General features: G+C 29.8%; 13 protein-coding genes and 3 tRNA genes. 5 read left to right on the top strand and 11 right to left on the bottom strand.

Features of this window, described 5'->3' with window-relative positions; all coding sequences use genetic code 11:
• Nucleotides 1-42: 42 nt before the first annotated feature.
• A complete protein-coding gene (locus tag CDLVIII_RS11535) occupies nt 43-2,505 on the bottom strand; it encodes a GxGYxYP domain-containing protein (protein ID WP_009169631.1) in 2,463 nt (820 codons plus the stop codon).
• 300 nt (nt 2,506-2,805) lie between these two features.
• On the bottom strand, nt 2,806-3,276 hold the full coding sequence (mntR, locus tag CDLVIII_RS11530; RefSeq protein WP_009169630.1) for a transcriptional regulator MntR: 471 nt from the start codon (nt 3,274-3,276) through the stop codon (nt 2,806-2,808).
• Nucleotides 3,277-3,566: 290 nt separating this feature from the next.
• Between mntR and CDLVIII_RS11525 the strand changes: the two genes are divergently transcribed.
• Entirely contained in the window at nt 3,567-4,826 is a 1,260-nt protein-coding gene (locus tag CDLVIII_RS11525) for an Nramp family divalent metal transporter (RefSeq protein ID WP_242835982.1), read from the top strand.
• A gap of 304 nt (nt 4,827-5,130) precedes the next feature.
• Here the strand turns inward: CDLVIII_RS11525 and CDLVIII_RS11520 are convergent.
• The 3 genes from CDLVIII_RS11520 to CDLVIII_RS11510 form a co-directional block, all read right to left on the bottom strand.
• Nucleotides 5,131-5,206: transfer RNA gene (locus CDLVIII_RS11520), tRNA-Lys, on the bottom strand.
• A 4-nt stretch (nt 5,207-5,210) separates the two neighbouring features.
• Nucleotides 5,211-5,285: transfer RNA gene (locus CDLVIII_RS11515), tRNA-Gln, on the bottom strand.
• Between the two features lie 3 nt (nt 5,286-5,288).
• Nucleotides 5,289-5,364: transfer RNA gene (locus tag CDLVIII_RS11510), tRNA-His, on the bottom strand.
• Between the two features lie 405 nt (nt 5,365-5,769).
• Here CDLVIII_RS11510 and CDLVIII_RS11505 point away from each other — a divergent pair.
• Nucleotides 5,770-6,813, top strand: a complete 1,044-nt coding sequence (locus tag CDLVIII_RS11505) for a galactose ABC transporter substrate-binding protein (RefSeq protein WP_009169628.1) — start codon at nt 5,770-5,772, stop codon at nt 6,811-6,813.
• Nucleotides 6,814-6,897: 84 nt separating this feature from the next.
• On the opposite strand, the gene CDLVIII_RS11500 is transcribed toward CDLVIII_RS11505, so the two are convergent.
• Together CDLVIII_RS11500 and CDLVIII_RS11495 are read right to left on the bottom strand one after the other, a co-directional pair.
• Nucleotides 6,898-7,506: a LysE family transporter gene (locus CDLVIII_RS11500; protein ID WP_009169627.1), complete on the bottom strand. Its 609-nt coding sequence runs from the start codon at nt 7,504-7,506 to the stop codon at nt 6,898-6,900.
• Between the two features lie 133 nt (nt 7,507-7,639).
• Nucleotides 7,640-9,091: a PLP-dependent aminotransferase family protein gene (locus CDLVIII_RS11495; protein ID WP_009169626.1), complete on the bottom strand. Its 1,452-nt coding sequence runs from the start codon at nt 9,089-9,091 to the stop codon at nt 7,640-7,642.
• 251 nt (nt 9,092-9,342) lie between these two features.
• Between CDLVIII_RS11495 and CDLVIII_RS11490 the strand changes: the two genes are divergently transcribed.
• Complete coding sequence (locus CDLVIII_RS11490; RefSeq protein WP_009169625.1) at nt 9,343-9,633, top strand: HNH endonuclease; 291 nt, start codon at nt 9,343-9,345, stop codon at nt 9,631-9,633.
• Between the two features lie 117 nt (nt 9,634-9,750).
• Here the strand turns inward: CDLVIII_RS11490 and CDLVIII_RS11485 are convergent, their stop codons facing one another.
• The 3 genes from CDLVIII_RS11485 to CDLVIII_RS11475 all read right to left on the bottom strand — a co-directional run bounded on the left by CDLVIII_RS11485 (nt 9,751) and on the right by CDLVIII_RS11475 (nt 13,921).
• A complete protein-coding gene (locus tag CDLVIII_RS11485; RefSeq protein ID WP_009169624.1) occupies nt 9,751-10,386 on the bottom strand; it encodes a class II aldolase/adducin family protein in 636 nt (211 codons plus the stop codon).
• Between the two features lie 28 nt (nt 10,387-10,414).
• Nucleotides 10,415-11,974 (bottom strand): malonate decarboxylase subunit alpha, encoded by a 1,560-nt coding sequence (locus CDLVIII_RS11480; protein ID WP_035302231.1) that lies wholly within the window; start codon nt 11,972-11,974, stop codon nt 10,415-10,417.
• Between the two features lie 540 nt (nt 11,975-12,514).
• Nucleotides 12,515-13,921 carry an amino acid permease gene (locus CDLVIII_RS11475; RefSeq protein WP_009169622.1) on the bottom strand — a complete coding sequence of 469 codons (1,407 nt, stop codon included), beginning with the start codon at nt 13,919-13,921 and terminating at the stop codon, nt 12,515-12,517.
• A gap of 743 nt (nt 13,922-14,664) precedes the next feature.
• Between CDLVIII_RS11475 and CDLVIII_RS11470 the strand changes: the two genes are divergently transcribed.
• Entirely contained in the window at nt 14,665-15,243 is a 579-nt protein-coding gene (locus tag CDLVIII_RS11470) for a serine/threonine protein kinase (protein ID WP_009169621.1), read from the top strand.
• A 186-nt stretch (nt 15,244-15,429) separates the two neighbouring features.
• Entirely contained in the window at nt 15,430-15,969 is a 540-nt protein-coding gene (locus CDLVIII_RS11465) for a rubrerythrin (RefSeq protein ID WP_009169620.1), read from the top strand.
• A gap of 99 nt (nt 15,970-16,068) precedes the next feature.
• Here the strand turns inward: CDLVIII_RS11465 and CDLVIII_RS11460 are convergent, their stop codons facing one another.
• Entirely contained in the window at nt 16,069-16,317 is a 249-nt protein-coding gene (locus CDLVIII_RS11460; protein WP_009169619.1) for a TM1266 family iron-only hydrogenase system putative regulator, read from the bottom strand.
• Nucleotides 16,318-16,530 lie beyond the last annotated feature (213 nt).

Raw genomic sequence — 16,530 nt, 5'->3', positions numbered from 1 at the left:
TATTAGCTTTATCTGCTTAAAACAGAACTCAAATATAGCTAATTATTGGTGCGTAACATTATTTTTTATTAATTTCATAAAAATTTCTGGAGTAACTATTCTTACATTTTGATTTTTCTCTAACTCATCTATAACAGCTTTAACATTAATTACATCTTTGCTCCAAGCATGAACATAAACAAAAGTATATGCATCAGGACTAGATACATTAATTTGACCTGCATCAACCCTGCTTTTTATCCTTTCCACTAATTCATCTTCATTTTCAAGCGATTCCCACAGTAAGTCTCTGCATGATACTACTGGTTTATTATTTGACCATAGAATTCTTCCCTTATATTCATCATGTCTTTTATAATCTAGATAAAACATTCCTTGGATATCAGGCTTTTCAGTAAACTTATTCCAAAGTTCAATATTTTCAAAAGCCGAATCATCTATTATTGCCACATATTTTTGATTCACTTTTCTCATATACTCATTCAATTCATTAATATATGGTCCTAATTTACTTCTATCAAATTTACTAGGATACATGTACCCATTCCCAGAAGGTGATACTATGAAATTATTATTAACATTATCGCTAATTACATTTTTATAATATAAATTAAACACAGTTGGAGCTAAATAATATAAAGCGGGTGTCATAGACCATCCTAGGGGAAGTTTATTTCTATCAGGAAACCCAAACCATTTATCAGAAGTATAGTTATTTCCAAGATTCCATTGGAGATTATCTCCATCGGACATTATGAAAGTCACATAATGAACATTATCTTCTTTTGGAATTTCCAGCTTCCATCTTTTAGCTACAGATATTGAACGAAAAGCGCTTAGTGTACTCAAATTATATGCCCAATCTGCTGCAACCACACTCACACCATATTTTGAAGCAGTACTTACATTATTGAATTCATCTGGTCCCCATCCTAAACAAATTGAATTATTCCCCATACTAGAAAATACCTTATCTCTTAGGTTTGCCTTATCTATACTATTTTCATAAAATACTAATGATTTAGTCATTATTGCATAATCTCTTAACGCTGCATCTTTATCGGGCGAAAGCTCGATAACCGTTGAATTATTCAATCCTTTATTCCACAACTTTTCATATGCCCAGCTTTCATCTGTCCCCCTGCAATCCCCTTTAAATCTTATCCCCATATCTCTAACTTTTGGCTCAATAACTTCATCGACTACTATCGCTTTATTTAAAGCTGCAAAAGAGCATGCATTATTGATAGATGGGTCCTTAGAAGTTTTATTACTATAAAGTACATACCCATCAATATACTTTTTATAAATACTTAATAATTTCCATGGGTCTGATATTATTTTATATGAAATTTTATAATTTTCTTTTAAGTCTTCAAGCCATATCTTATAATCTGACTGAGAAGAATTAATTGTGTATATTTGAAAAGAACAATGGTTATTAACCAGCCCCTGAAGGCTGGCAACCATTGTTCTTTCACTAGGTGTCAATAAATCTAAAGAGATTACATAAAAGGACTTAGGAGTCACTGAATTTTTTATATAACTAGAATTTGCATTAAGTATGGAATATCCCGGAAAAGACGCTGTTTTTTTATCAGCAGATGTTTTCTTCCATTCACTCCATTTTGTATTAAAAGAGTCTCCATTTGATTTGGAATACTCATAAAATTTATTTAAAAAGTCCATTCTTTCTTTATTCTTAAAAGAATTTATATTAGAATCATTAAATTTTGCTAATGCCAGCTGCCTGTTTATAATCTCATCAGCACTGGCTGCTTTATAGTTTTTAATCATATCATACATAATCATAAATTCAGTAGTTCTTCCAACTCCAGCCTTGCAGTGAAAATGCAGCCAGGAGTTTTGATATGCAGACTTTACTAATCCCACAAAATAGTCGACCATTTCATCAGAAGGTATTCCCCCATCTCGAACAGTTATCCTACTATAAGATAAAGAATTTGATTTAGTAAGTTCATTTTCATCCTTAACTTTTGTTGTAACAATAGTCTGATTAGGTTTGTTATAAAAACTCATAGGTTCATTTAGTTTAATACTTTTTAGCTTACTTGCTTCATTTGCTAAAACCTGTTCTCTGCTTAATCCTTCATTAGCATTATTCTTTTGGTTTGCCCAGCTTACTGCGTTGCCATTAATAAATCCGTGAGATTCCTGTCTCAAGTCAATTACAGTTATTGGAATTGAAGTCCCTATAGCCTTTACTAATAGCGGAAGATTGAACTCAGAAAATTGCTGGCTTCCAGAAATATTTAATTTGTCTAAACCATTTAAGTTTAAATTTTTATTATCCTTAATAGTAGTTAAATCACTGGTCTTTCGAAAATTTTTAGGAATAGTTTTTTCTGAAGTTGATGCCTCTAAAATGAGATGGACATTATTATCTTCACTAGCTTCAGCATAAACATTTTCATTAACTATAAAAGAACAAAAGATAGCTATGAGCATTGTTAATACAACAGATATTTTAAATTTTTTGTCCAAACAAATTCCTTCTTTCGTATAAAATAAAAGCATTCTTTGCTTGGAATTAGTATAAGGTAAGAAAATCATTTATATACCAGGTATTAATTCCATGCACTTCTATTTTCTTTCCAAATTCTATATAATAAGATTAAATTAGTTAAATTTCTAAAACATTTTTTAAGATATGCTAGCTTTACCTAATTATTCCAAAATGCATAAGACTTCGTACAAACTTATACGAAGTCTTTTTTCTTTCATACTATTTTCCTTACTATTATTAGAAAGCTCTAAACAGAAAAAATAATAAACTTACTTGTGTCATTTTAAAGTTCGTCTATAAACTTTAAATTTATCAATTATATTAGGATTGTCATTAATAAAGTTCACAAAATCTTTAAAACATTTTGCTGTTTCCTTACTTATGGTATGTTCAATTTTTTCTGTTTCATCCAATATTTCAGAATCTGGAACATCAAGGATTCTTAGAAAGTTTTCAATTGTATTATGCCTGTTAAGCAATACTTCTCCAAGATTTTTTCCATCTTGTTCAAGTACTAAGATTCCATATCTTTCGTATTTCAAGAGTTTCAATTCTGCTAATTTCTGCACCATTTTCGTAGCAGAAGGAGGCTGAACATTAAGCGCATTAGATAATTCATGTATTCTTGTAAAACCATTTTTCATTGATAATCTATATATCATTTCAAGGTAATCTTCCATAGATGCAGTAAGTGATTTATCTTCTTTCTTCATATATTCATTAAAGGTATAAAAATCATTTTTTATCATGTTATCACCCACCTTTAGGTATATTAAAAAAATAACAAATTTAAAATATTATTATTTTCTAATAACCTTACTCAGAACTTATTTAATTCATTATATGTATATTAGCTCAAAAAATTACTTAATCGTAACATTTATCATGTTAGCGCATAGTTTGTAGTATAAACATAAATTTAGTCGAAGCTAACAATGTTAAATTGTAGTAACTATGTTAATCACATATAAGAACAAAATAAGAAAGGTGATGTATTAAGTTGATAAACGAAAGAACTTTAACAGATACGGATACTCAAATCTCTAGCTTTCCTGCATTACAAAAGGCTATAGATACTGATACAAATAAATTAAAACAGTTAGCAAAATTTATTGGTCCTGCTTTTATTGTAAGCGTGGCATATGTAGATCCTGGAAACTTTGCAACTAATATCAGCGGCGGATCAAAGTTTGGTTATGCTCTAATTTGGGTTATTTTATTTAGTAATCTAATGGCTATATTTCTTCAAATAATGTCTGCCAAACTTGGAATAGCAACTGGCCATAATCTTCCAGAAATGTGTTCTAAAGTTTTTCCCAAAAGCATGAACTGGTTGTTTTGGATAATTGCAGAGATAGGTGCTATGGCAACAGATTTAGCAGAATTTCTTGGTGGAACATTAGGATTATATTTGTTATTCCACATTCCCATGATATATTCAGGACTTATAACGGGATTAATAACATATATGATTTGTTATATGGAAAAGTATGGTCAAAAAGCTATCGAAGTAATAATTTCAGCACTCGTTGCAATAATATGTGCTGCATATACAATAGAATTATTTCTTGCTAAGCCAGATTGGTTTCAGGTTGGCATGCACACATTGATACCATCACTTCCAAATAATGAAGCTGTATTAATAGCTGTAGGAATGCTTGGTGCAACTGTTATGCCTCATGTAATATATTTGCATTCACAATTAGTTCAGCATAGATGCATCGATTGTTCTGATAAGGGAAAATTAAAACATTTGAAAATGGAAAAGATTGATGTCACCATTGCAATGAATCTTGCCTTTATAGTAAATGCTGCAATGGTTATAGTTTCTGCTGCTGTATTTAATAGAAATGGATTAACTGTTGACACAATGGAACAAGCTCATACTTCTTTGCAGCCATTATTGGGCTCTCTATCAAGTAGTGCATTTGGAATAGCTCTTCTTGCCTCAGGCTTATCTTCTTCAGCGGTCGGAACAATAGCTGGGCAGACAATTATGAAAGGATTTGTTAATTTAAGTATTCCAGTAAATATCAGAAGACTTATAACAATGATGCCAGCATTAATTATAATTGCACTAGGAATAAATCCAATGAATGCACTTGTCTTAAGCCAGGTGGCACTAAGCTTCATCTTGCCGTTTCCTATAATTCAAATGCTGATAATAGCTAAACGTAAAGATTTAATGGGCATTTTAGCTAATAAGGGTTTTGTGAGAATTTTGGGCATTCTAATAGCAGCTATAATAATATCATTAAATGCAATACTAATATACCTAACATTTACAGGGAGTGTTTAATATTATTATAAATATCATTCTTCAATTTAGGCACATTAAAATAAATAACAAGTCAAAAATTGCGATGGATATTTTTCATCAGGGCAGGAAACAAAATGACCTCATGTCCAGGCCTATTAGGGTATTTTGTTGACGCAGCATGATGAGAAATAGCCTTGTAAGTGGACTTGTTATTTATTTGATATGCCTTAATATTTCAGCATACAGAAAAACCTTCAAATGCAGTTAATAATGCATTTGAAGGTTTTTCATATACTCATATAATAATATTAAAACTCATAATTATTATATATTTCAATCAATTTGGTGGCTCACCCGGGAATCGAACCCGGGACACCATGATTAAAAGTCATGTGCTCTACCGACTGAGCTAGTGAACCTCACTGGCTAGGATGACAGGATTCGAACCTGCGAATGATGGAGTCAGAATCCATTGCCTTACCGCTTGGCGACATCCCATTGTGGGGTGAACGATGGGACTCGAACCCACGACAACCAGTGCCACAAACTGGCGCTCTACCAACTGAACTACGTTCACCACAATTTAGCTTTAAACAATTAAATTCATAGTGCTAATTATCAATAAAAATATGCTATTAATTTAACTTCTAAAAATTTAATTCGCTTGTCTATTATAAATTACATATTCTTAATTGTCAACTATACACATATAATTAATGTTAAATTTTAACCTTTATATTATGTATATTATGCCCTCATAACTAAAAATTTAGCCTGTTTTCTTGATTTTCCTGTAATTTTCTTAAATTTACATATATCTTTAATTATTAGTTAAAACTCTTTCAAATTATAAAAATTATTTGCAATGTATATATTTAAATAAAAAAACAGATACGTTACACAGAAATACGAATAAAATTTAAGCTGAAAGATAACCTAATAATAGATAATTCAATCAAGTACAGTCGGAGGGAAGATCAAAATGAATATTTTAAAGAAGATATTGTCCCTTACCATTATCTCAATATTATTATTTAATAATACCCAAAGCACCGCAGCTCTTTTAGCTGTTAATCCTGAGACTCCAGTTAAAATAGCTGTATTTTTAAATGATTTTAATGATCAATTTATTTCTACTGTTAAAAAAAATCTCGAGACTATACAAAGCAATAATGAAAATAAAGTTCAATTTACTTTTTTCGATGGGAAAGGAAATCAAGTAATTCAAAATGAATTGATAAATAGAGCCCTTAATAATGATTTTAACCTTGTTGTATTAAATCCAGTCACCACTGATATAGATAAAATTCAAAGTGCTCTTAATGAAATAGTTGGAAAAGATATACCTCTAATTCTCTATTATGCGCAAACACCGCAAATAGTAAATTTTCTTAAACCTTACCGTAATGCAGTTATAATTGATACTGATATTGATCAATCTGGCATTCTGCAAGGTGAGATTCTTGCTGATACTTGGAATGCCAGCAAAGAGACTTTAGATAAGAACAAAGATGATATAATGCAGTATATTATGTTAAAGGGTCCTGCTAATAATGCTGAAACCATTGCAAGAACTAAATATTCTGTTCAAGCACTCAATGAAGCAGGAGTAAAAACCCAAGAGTTATCATCAATAGTTTGTAATTGGGATGAGGAGTGTGCCAAAAGCGCAATTAGATCTAATCTATTAACACTTGATGGCAGAATTGAAGCAATAATATCTAACAATGATGCTATGGCAATCGGTGCTATTAAAGCACTCCAAGAATATGGCTACAACAAAGGAGATAATTCAAAAAAATATATTCCAGTCGTTGGCGTCGATGCTTTACCTGAAGCTAAAGAATTAATTAATCAAGGGATTATGACTGGTACTGTTGTTCAAGATCCTAGTGTTCATGCAGATGCAATCTATACCATAGGAATGAATCTTGCTTCTGGAAATTATCCCCTCAATGGTACAAATTATAAATTTGACCAAACCGGAAACACTGTTAAACTTCCATATTCTAAATATGTTAAATAATTTTAATAGTAAGGGGAAATAATTTTTCTATCTTACTATTTACTACATTTTATTTTTCTTTGTTCTTCTATTAAATTAGAATTATTATATCAATTCAATAAAAGAATATCCTAATTTCAAGCCATAAAATATTAATATTGCTCCGCATATTATATTTATCCATTTTATTATTTTATTAAGCTTATTACGAAATTTTACTATAAGCATTGACAGAGAATTAAACCATAAAAATGATGCTAGACAAACTCCTAATATAAAATATCTAGACATATCTAGTGGAAGTGAAGCATTAAAGCCGCCTAATAATAATGAACCATCAATTATTGCCTGCGGATTAAGCCATGTAACAGCAAAACAAGAGATAATAATCCTAATCAATGAATTGTCTATATTTTTATTATCCGATACTTGTGATGCTGATTTTATCAATCCTATGCCTATATGAGTTACAATAATACATCCAAGTAAAAGCACCACAAGCCTTAATTCAAAGTATTTTTGAATTAAGAATCCTATTCCAAAAAAGCATGAGATCGCTAATGAAATATCAAAAAAAATAGTTATAAGTGCAACTTTATATGTATCTAACCTGCTTTTCTTAAGCGCAGTGTTTATTACATATAAATTCTGTGTTCCAATAGGGGCTACATAAGCAAGTCCAAATAGCAGTCCCTGCAATAGATATTTAATCATAATTCACCACCTTATGTAATTTCTTCTTTGTCATTATACATGATAAAATCACTGAAATCTCCAACCAAGAAAATGAATTATTCACCAACCAAAACAGCTATTGATTTTCTTCAATAGCTGTTCATCTTTATAATTAAAATAACTTTTCTCTAATTACCTTAGATAATATTTTCAAGCCTCTTTCTAAATCTGTTAATGATGCGTATGAATATGAGATTCTTAGATTTTGATTATTTGAAAGATCATAAACATTACCTGGATTAATTAGTATTCCTTCTCTATATGCAATTTCAAACAGCTTGTTTAATGATATAGGTACATTAAGTTTCAACCAAATATAAAATCCTCCAACTGGTTTATTCCATGTAGCTATATCCTTAAAATACTTTTCTAAGATATTAAGTGTGTAGTCCCTTCTAGTCTTTAAATTGTTCCTTAGCTGAAGCAAATATTTTTCATACAAACCGCTTGTAATCCATTCAGCTACAACTTCTTGGGACAGTGAGCTTGTTCCATAATCACTCTGCATCTTAATGTCACCTAAATGTTCAACAACATTTTCTGGCCCAATTAGCCAACCAACCCTAAGACCTGCTGCTAAAGATTTTGAAGCCGTGCCTAAGTACATTACATTACCATTCTTATCTCTAGCTTTTAGGGGAACTGGTGGTTCTTCATCTATCCATAATTCTCTATATGCATCATCTTCAATAATTGGTATTCTTTCTTTTGAACATATTTTTAAAACTGTCTCTCTTCTTTCTTCTGACATTAAAATTCCAGTTGGATTTTGGAAGGTCGGTATAGTATATAATAAAGTTGAATTTTTATTATTGTTACTTTTTTTAATTTGAATTGGATCAATTCCCAAAGCATCCATTCTAATGCCTTTTAACTTCATTCCAGATGACTGAAATAAGTTTAGAGAACTCAAATACGAAGGCTTTTCAACAAGTATTGTAGATCCCTGCTCCAGAACTCCTATAGAAATCAGCTGCAAGGCCTGCAATGAGCCAGAAACAATTAATATTTTAGATGGGGAAACATTTATACTATGCTTTTTTAAATATTTACTTATTGTCTCTCTTAAAAATAATGATCCTTTTGGTTCCTCATAGCCTAAAGATGACACTTTCTTTGATACATTATTTAAAACTTCTTTCATCATATCATGAGGATATAACTCACTAGCAAGTTCCCCTGTACCTAGTCTTATTATCCTATTTTCAAATTCTAATTTATTTATTTTTTGAATTATAGGTAAATTAGGTTTATGTATACCTCTTGCAATATAATTTTTCCACTTTAATGGTGAAACAGATGCCATCAAAGACCAAGTATTATTGACTATAATTGTTCCTTTGCTGCTTTTTCCTTCAATTAATCCTTCTGCCTTCAATTCGTCCAAAGCCTCTACAACAGTACTTCTGTTCACTTCAAATATCCTTGCCAGCTCTCTTTGTGGTGGCAATTTACTTCCTAAGTCCCATTCACCTGTTGATATCATCCTCTTAAAATAATCAACTATCTGCTGATATACTGGAATAGAAGAACTTTTATCTGGTTTCCAACTAACTATTAACATATGGCCTCCTAAGTCTAATATTTATTTTATAATAGACTTTTTATTAAATTCCCTAAAGAAGAAAATAAGTCTCCTATCTCTCCCAATAAGCCTTTAGCTTCTTGAGTATTTAACTTATTTTTTAATTGGTTAGTTACATCATATCATAAAAATAATTGACTTTTATTTACCATTAAAATCACTTTGACTTTATTTTTTATTTTGATATAATTTAATCATAAAATATGAATAGCGTATAAGAGGAGGATTTTATGGAGCATATATGTGAATTATGTAATAGAAATGTATCTATCATAACTAAACATCACTTGATTCCCCTGCAAAAAGGCGGAAGGAAATTTGAAACCCTCTCTTTATGTCCAACTTGTCATCAGCAAATTCATGCTCTTTTTACAAATCGTGAATTAGCAACATACTATCATACTCTTGAATCCTTAAAAAGTGATGTAAAAATCCTTAAATATCTTAAATTTATTGAAAATTTCCCTGGTGATTCTCATTTTATAGTAAAAAAATCAAAGCATGTTAGAAAAAGTATTTAATGAAATATTTGTTTATTTTTATATAAATAAAAAAGCATTGCTCCTAATGGATTAATGCTTTTTTAATTCATATCTTGAATTTATTTAATATCACTAGCTTTTACAGCACTTCAAATCTTATCTATTTCCACTGTATAAAGCTAATTCTTCTCTCGAAAATCTTTTTGGTTCGTTAGATTTATTTAAAACTAATGCTTTATAATAAATTTCAGCTACTCTCTCAACAGTTCTTGCTTTAAATACTATATTTTCTATATTCCCACTCACAACAATAGCTCCATTACTCTCTAAAAGACAGGCATCACTCATATTTAATTTTTCTATCAAATCTTTTGCAGTTTCGGAAGATTCTGCATTTCCACCATTTGCAACATAAATATATCCTCCGTAATTTGCAGAATCATACGCTATTGGTGGAATTACTTTATTTATTACAGCAAAAGTACTTACATGAACTGAATGAATATGCATTATAGTTTTTATATCTTTTCTTGCTCTATAAACCTCAAGGTGCATTAATATATCACTAGTTGGTTCAATTCCATCGACAACATTAATCCTATTCCCTTTCAAATCTACTATACAAACATGTTCAACATTCAAGTTTTCCACTGCTATTTTTGAAGGTGTTATAACCACATATCCTGAACTTTCATCTCTAATACTAAAGCTTCCTATATTTCCTTTACATAGATTATACCTTTCTGCGTCTTTTGCCATTTTAACAACTTTAATCTTTAAATTTTCTAACATAATCTTTATCCCCCTCTAGAATTATAAATTATTTTTTTAAATCCATTAGTTCATCTATAAATATTCTCTTATCCATTAATTTAAGATCTTTATCTACAACTGGAGCAAATTCCATCAAATCTAATATATCTTTTTTAATATCTATTCCTGGTGCTATTTCAATTAGATGCAATCCATCTTCCTTTAATTCAAAGACAGCTCTTTCAGTTATATACATAACTGGCTGTTTAACTTTCAATGCATATTCACTACTAAAAGTGATCTGCTCTACAGAATCTACAAATTTCTTCTTATTTCCTTCATTTATGATTTTCAATTCTCCATTTTCTACTTTTACCTCTAAACCCTTAGCTGTAAATGTTCCACAAAAGAAGACCTTTTTAGCATTTTGAGTAATATTGATAAATCCTCCACAGCCTGCAACTCTTGTTCCAAATTTGCTAACATTTAAATTCCCATGCTTGTCTACCTGTGCAAGTCCTAAAAATGCTATATCTAAGCCTCCTCCATCGTAAAAATCAAATTGTGTCGGTTGATCAAATATGCATTCTGGATTCACTGAAGAACCAAATTTTTTTCCTCCTTGAGGGATTCCTCCTATAGGTCCTGGTTCAACTGTTAATACAATGGAATCTGCTATTCCTTCTTCATTAGCAACATTTGAAATTGCTTCCGGTATTCCTATTCCAATATTAACAATGCTTCCTTCTTCTAATTCCATAGCTGCTCTTCTTCCAATAATTTTCCTAGCATTAAGTTCTAACGGTTCTAAACTATCCGCTATTACTTTAATATCTCCAGTCAAAGATAGATCATCATCATATCCTAGTACCTGAGCCTGATCTTCTTTGTTCTTAGCTTCGACTATATAATTAACGTAAATTCCAGGTATTTTTACAAGTCTTGGATCTAACATTCCGGCTTTAACTACTTTATCAACTTGTACTATAACTATTCCACCACAATTCTTAACTGCTTGAGCTATACATGTTGCTTCTGAAAAGGTAGCCTCATGATTCATCGAAACGTTTCCTTTTTCATCAGCATATGTTCCACGAATAAATGCCACGTTAATGCTTGGACACTTGTATAATAAATTTTCTTCACCCAATATCTTAATCACTTCAACTATATCTTTTTCATTTTCCTTAGTAATTGAATTCGCCTTTCCTCCCTCTACTCTTGGATCTACAAACGTATTTAACCCTACTTTACTTATGGTTGCAGTTTTTTTACTTGCTATATCTCTAAACACATTACACATAATTCCTTGTGGTAAATTATATGCATATACTTTATTGTCTCTAATTAATTCTCCTAACATTGGTGCTAAGTTAAAATGTCCTCCTATGATTTTACCTACCAGCCCTTCATGTGCTAAATGATTTAATCCTTTACTTTTCCCATCACCTTGTGCTGCTGCAAACATTAGTGCTAAATTTTTAGGACTTTTTTCTTCTAAAAATTTTTCTTCCAAACCTTTTAATAATGCTTCTGGAACTCCTAATGATGCAAAACCGGAAGTTGCCAAAACATCGTTATCCTTTATTAAATTTGCTGCCTCTCTTGTACTTATTACCTTCACCATAAATACCATCTCCATAACTTTTATAGTCTTTGTTATTTTTTTATCAAATGTTCCTACCTTTATTTTATTTGCTTGTTTAATTTTTGTCAATAAATTTTTTGACAATTCTGAATTTTTGTACATGAATTATAAGATTCTATTTTATTATTTACTTAATACTCCTTTCGGCTTATAGTCTACTTATACACCCAATATATTAATTAAAAATCTCATTTTCAAAAATCTCACCATATTATTAATTATCGCTTATTTTCTATATATTATGAAATACATACATAATACGTTCTTTTATATTGATATTATTTTAACTATAATTTTTACAATTATTGACTCGTTAATAACAACTTTTCCTCTATATATTATATTTTTAAATATACTTTATTAGTTCTAATATTTTATTTAAATTTTAAATAAAACAAAAGAATCACTGTTGTAATATTTTTAGCATATCCGCTATCACTACAACAATGATTCTTTCTATAATTTATATCATAAAATCAATCGTGGTAAAGTAATCCTTATTCACAATTCCATCTTAATCTATACTGCTTTATCGGTGTTTTCTAAATCACCTTCATTTTGAACTATACTATGTTTTCTTCCATAAACAAAATACACTACAAGTCCTATAATGAGCCATACTACAAAGCCTATCCAAGTTATTAATTTTAATCCACACAATAAAACTATACAACATATTATAGCTACTATCGGAGTAAATGGAGCTCCTGGAACTTTAAAAATTCTTTTAAAGTTTGGCATAGTTTTTCTAAGTACTATTACTGCAAGAGATACAGCAATGAATCCAAATAAAGTTCCAGTACTTAAAAATTCTACGATAATATCTAATGGTATAAACCCAGCAATTATTGCTGCTATAGTTCCAGTTATGATAGTTGAAATATGTGGTGTCTTATGAATCGGATGTACCTTTGAGAATATCTTTGGTAAAAGTCCATCTCTTGACATAACCATAAATACTCTAACTTGGCCATAAAGAACTACCATAATAGTAGAAATCATTCCAAGTATAGCTCCCGTCCCAACTAGTGCTGCTCCCCAATTTATACCTACTCTTGCTAAAGCCCCTGGCACCGCATTTTCAGAAATTATTTCGTTATAAGGAACCATTCCTGTAAGTACAACAGCAACTAAAACATAAAGTACTGTAACAGCTATTAAACAAATTATAAGTCCAAGAGGAATATCTCGTTTTGGATTTTCTGCTTCCTCTGCCGCAGTTGATATTGCATCAAATCCAATGAATGAAAAGAATATAGTCGCTGTTGCCGCAAAGATTCCCCCAAATCCAAATGGAGCAAAAGGATGATAGTTAGCCGTATCTATATGTCCTACTCCAAGTACTACAAACACAAGAATTATAACAATCTTTATTCCAACAATGATATTATTAACTCTAGCACTTTCTTTCATTCCATAATATAGTATGTAAGTTATTATTGCAATTATTAATATAGCTGGTAAATCCACTATTCCACCTTTGCTTGGTGATGAAGTAAGAGCTGCTGGTAATGTTACTCCAAATGATTTTAGTATCCCTACAAAGGTACCTGACCATCCAGATGCTACTGCACTACAAGCAACTAAATATTCCGCAGTAAGACACCACCCAATTATCATTGCTATTATTTCACCGAATACTATATACGAATACGAATACGTACTTCCTGCAACTGGGAACATAGTTGAAAGCTCGCAATAACACAATGCACAAAGACAAGCAACTATACCTGCTAAAATAAATGAAATTATTACAGCTGGTCCCGCTAGATGCGCACCTGTTCCTGTTGCCACAAAGATACCTACTCCTACTACTGCTCCTATACCAAATGCAGCTATGTCTTTAGCTTTAAGGTTCTTCTTTAAGGCTGTCCTCTCCACTCCTTCCAGCATTTTGTCTACTGACTTTTTCTTGAAAATATTCATACGGGTCCTCCCATTTAATTTATATTCGCCCCAAAATCATCTTTGAAATAGGCTAAATTTTAACTTTAACCTATAAATATTCTCCCCAAAAATCCAAAAAATACAACAAACCAATTAGTATTTTATCATATTATGATAATACTCGGCAAGATATTAACAGTTTAATAATGAAAAAAATTTTTCACAAACCTTTTCATTAAATGATTTTTATTTCCTAATTGCAATCTAACACATTAAATATGATATGTGATATTATAATTTTCATACTCCGAATACAAGCAATAGACTCATTTGTGCATATCTCAGTTCATTAGACCTAACTTTATTTTTGCTATTGACTTTTATTACATATTTTAATCATAAGTTCAATTAACTTCTTGAATATAATGCTTGTTATCTTAATAAAACTTCCATAAATTAATAAAATATCATCTAAATATTTAATTTTTTGTTTATAATATTATAATTCATTTATTTTCAATTCAATTTCATAACACTTAAAACTTATTAGAATTATAATATTTTGAATTAAAAATTATAATATATCCGAATTTAATGTTATAATCTAATATAACTGACCATTTATATGCTATCTCATCATTACTTCTTTTTATAAATATAATAAAAAAGTCACCCACTAAATCATTTGTTTAATAGAATAATTTATACATATTCATCTCATTTTGTAGAATTGTATAAATGATTTCATATAATATATAAAACAATTAATAATAGTGAACAATATGAGATACGTTTTAGATATAAAAGAATGTGAATTCTTAGGTAAAGGCAAGGAAGGTTCTGTTTATTTAACCCCTGAAGGATATGCCTTAAAAATATTTTCTAAACGAAAGAAGGCTGAGAAGGAGGCCTGCCTTTTAGAAGAAGTCAACAATAGCAGATTTTTTCCTAAAGTTATGTTTATAGCAAACAATATGATCTTGAGAGATTATGTTGAAGGAGATATATTATCTGACTATATTAAAAAAAATGGATTATCCTATAATTTATCCGCTGAAATTATAAATCTCATTGAAGAATTTAAACAATTGAAATTTACACGACTCGATATAAGAGGAGCCCATATATTTGTAAATGAACACGAAAAGATACAGGTAATAGATCCAAGAAAAGTCTTTGAAAAAAATACTCCTTACCCCAAAGAAATTGTTAAGATTCTAGTAAAGCTAAATGTTTTTGATGAATTTCTAAAGTATCTTTTAGATTATAAACCACAACTTATAAAATACTGGATTAATGCACACAGTTATTATAAATATACATCGAAAAAAACAATTAAAATTAATATGTATGCCTGTTAAAAACTATAACAACGATAGATCATAAGAGTTCCTGATATAGTATGTGCTAAGACTCAATGCTATATATTTCCATAGATCTTACACATACTATTCAAACTCACAGCTATAATTAAAACTGAGAATGACATACTTTTTGCTCTGCTTATATATACTGTAATAATATAAATCAAAATTTTAGGAGCGTATATGAGCTATACAACAATTTTACAATGTCAAAATAATAACGATATAACCTTTCTTATGGAAGGAATGATTTCTGAAATAACTGCTGTAAATGATTATAGCTATTCTTTAAGCCTCACCGAAAATAAAGAAATAAAAGATATGTTATATCATATTATGAAAGAGGAAAAGAAACATTATGGTTCATTTTTGAAAGCCTTACAAAAAACAGACAAAGAGTTCTTTTCTGCTTATGAGCATGCCGATAAGCAACTTAAAAACACTTCAAAAATTTCTTATAACGAATATTTAGGCGGAAAGGAAAATAAGCTATTACTTACTAGTATTAGAAATGCTATAAAGGATGAACTTGAAGCAATTATACTGTATACTAACTTCTTAGAAAACGTTAAAAGTAACGAATTATTTAAAGTTATAAAAGTAATAAGCATAAATAAAAAAGAACATATTGAAAAATTAACCAGATTATTAAATTTAATAGATTCAGGTTCTTATATAGCAGAAGATTTACCTTCTTCTCTCATAGATAAATTCACAAATTAAAAAATATGGCTATTTCAATTTATTGCTTGAAATAGCCATATTTTATTTTTATTTGTTGATTACATTTATGACGGATTTATTTCATATTATAATAAATATTTAAACTTCAACTTTTGCGATTGATGTATTTACAGTCACCCCATCAATACTTTTAAGTTCATCTGTGAACTCGTGTATATCTTCAGTTTCTCCTATAAGAGTTATGGAAATTACCGATAGTTCATCTGCAAAAGGTATACCCATTCGTCCTTTTATACTTCCCCTAAAGGATGCTACCACATCATTAAATTCATCTTGCACTTCTTTTGGGTGCTCTAATATTGCACTTATTACTCCTATTTTAGACATTGTCATTCCTCCACCTTCTATAAAAAACAAGATCTCCTTATGATTGGAAGATCTTGTTTTTCTTAAGTAATCTATTTATATATTTTCCCCTATTTCTTATTTATTATTCATTCTTATATATAACTACAATCTATGTTTATATATGGAAATAAAAGAAAAATACTTTTTATTAATTACTTTATCGAATTTTAGAGAGTACGCCTTTATATAACT

Origin of the sequence: Clostridium sp. DL-VIII, assembly GCF_000230835.1 — a bacterium.
In the GTDB taxonomy this organism is placed as follows: Bacteria; Bacillota; Clostridia; order Clostridiales; family Clostridiaceae; genus Clostridium.
The sequence above is the reverse complement of the archived record's forward strand: the minus strand, read 5'-3'. Positions and strand labels throughout refer to the sequence as shown.

Bases quoted from the DNA above. Each gene is read 5' to 3' on its own strand.
- mntR (WP_009169630.1), bottom strand. From the start codon at position 3,276: ATGATAAAAAATGATTTTTATACCTTTAATGAATATATGAAGAAAGAA.
- CDLVIII_RS11505 (WP_009169628.1), top strand. From the start codon at position 5,770: ATGAATATTTTAAAGAAGATATTGTCCCTTACCATTATCTCAATATTA.
- CDLVIII_RS11500 (WP_009169627.1), bottom strand. From the start codon at position 7,506: ATGATTAAATATCTATTGCAGGGACTGCTATTTGGACTTGCTTATGTA.
- CDLVIII_RS11495 (WP_009169626.1), bottom strand. From the start codon at position 9,091: ATGTTAATAGTTAGTTGGAAACCAGATAAAAGTTCTTCTATTCCAGTA.
- CDLVIII_RS11490 (WP_009169625.1), top strand. From the start codon at position 9,343: ATGGAGCATATATGTGAATTATGTAATAGAAATGTATCTATCATAACT.
- CDLVIII_RS11485 (WP_009169624.1), bottom strand. From the start codon at position 10,386: ATGTTAGAAAATTTAAAGATTAAAGTTGTTAAAATGGCAAAAGACGCA.
- CDLVIII_RS11480 (WP_035302231.1), bottom strand. From the start codon at position 11,974: ATGGTGAAGGTAATAAGTACAAGAGAGGCAGCAAATTTAATAAAGGAT.
- CDLVIII_RS11475 (WP_009169622.1), bottom strand. From the start codon at position 13,921: ATGAATATTTTCAAGAAAAAGTCAGTAGACAAAATGCTGGAAGGAGTG.
- CDLVIII_RS11470 (WP_009169621.1), top strand. From the start codon at position 14,665: ATGAGATACGTTTTAGATATAAAAGAATGTGAATTCTTAGGTAAAGGC.
- CDLVIII_RS11465 (WP_009169620.1), top strand. From the start codon at position 15,430: ATGAGCTATACAACAATTTTACAATGTCAAAATAATAACGATATAACC.
- CDLVIII_RS11460 (WP_009169619.1), bottom strand. From the start codon at position 16,317: ATGTCTAAAATAGGAGTAATAAGTGCAATATTAGAGCACCCAAAAGAA.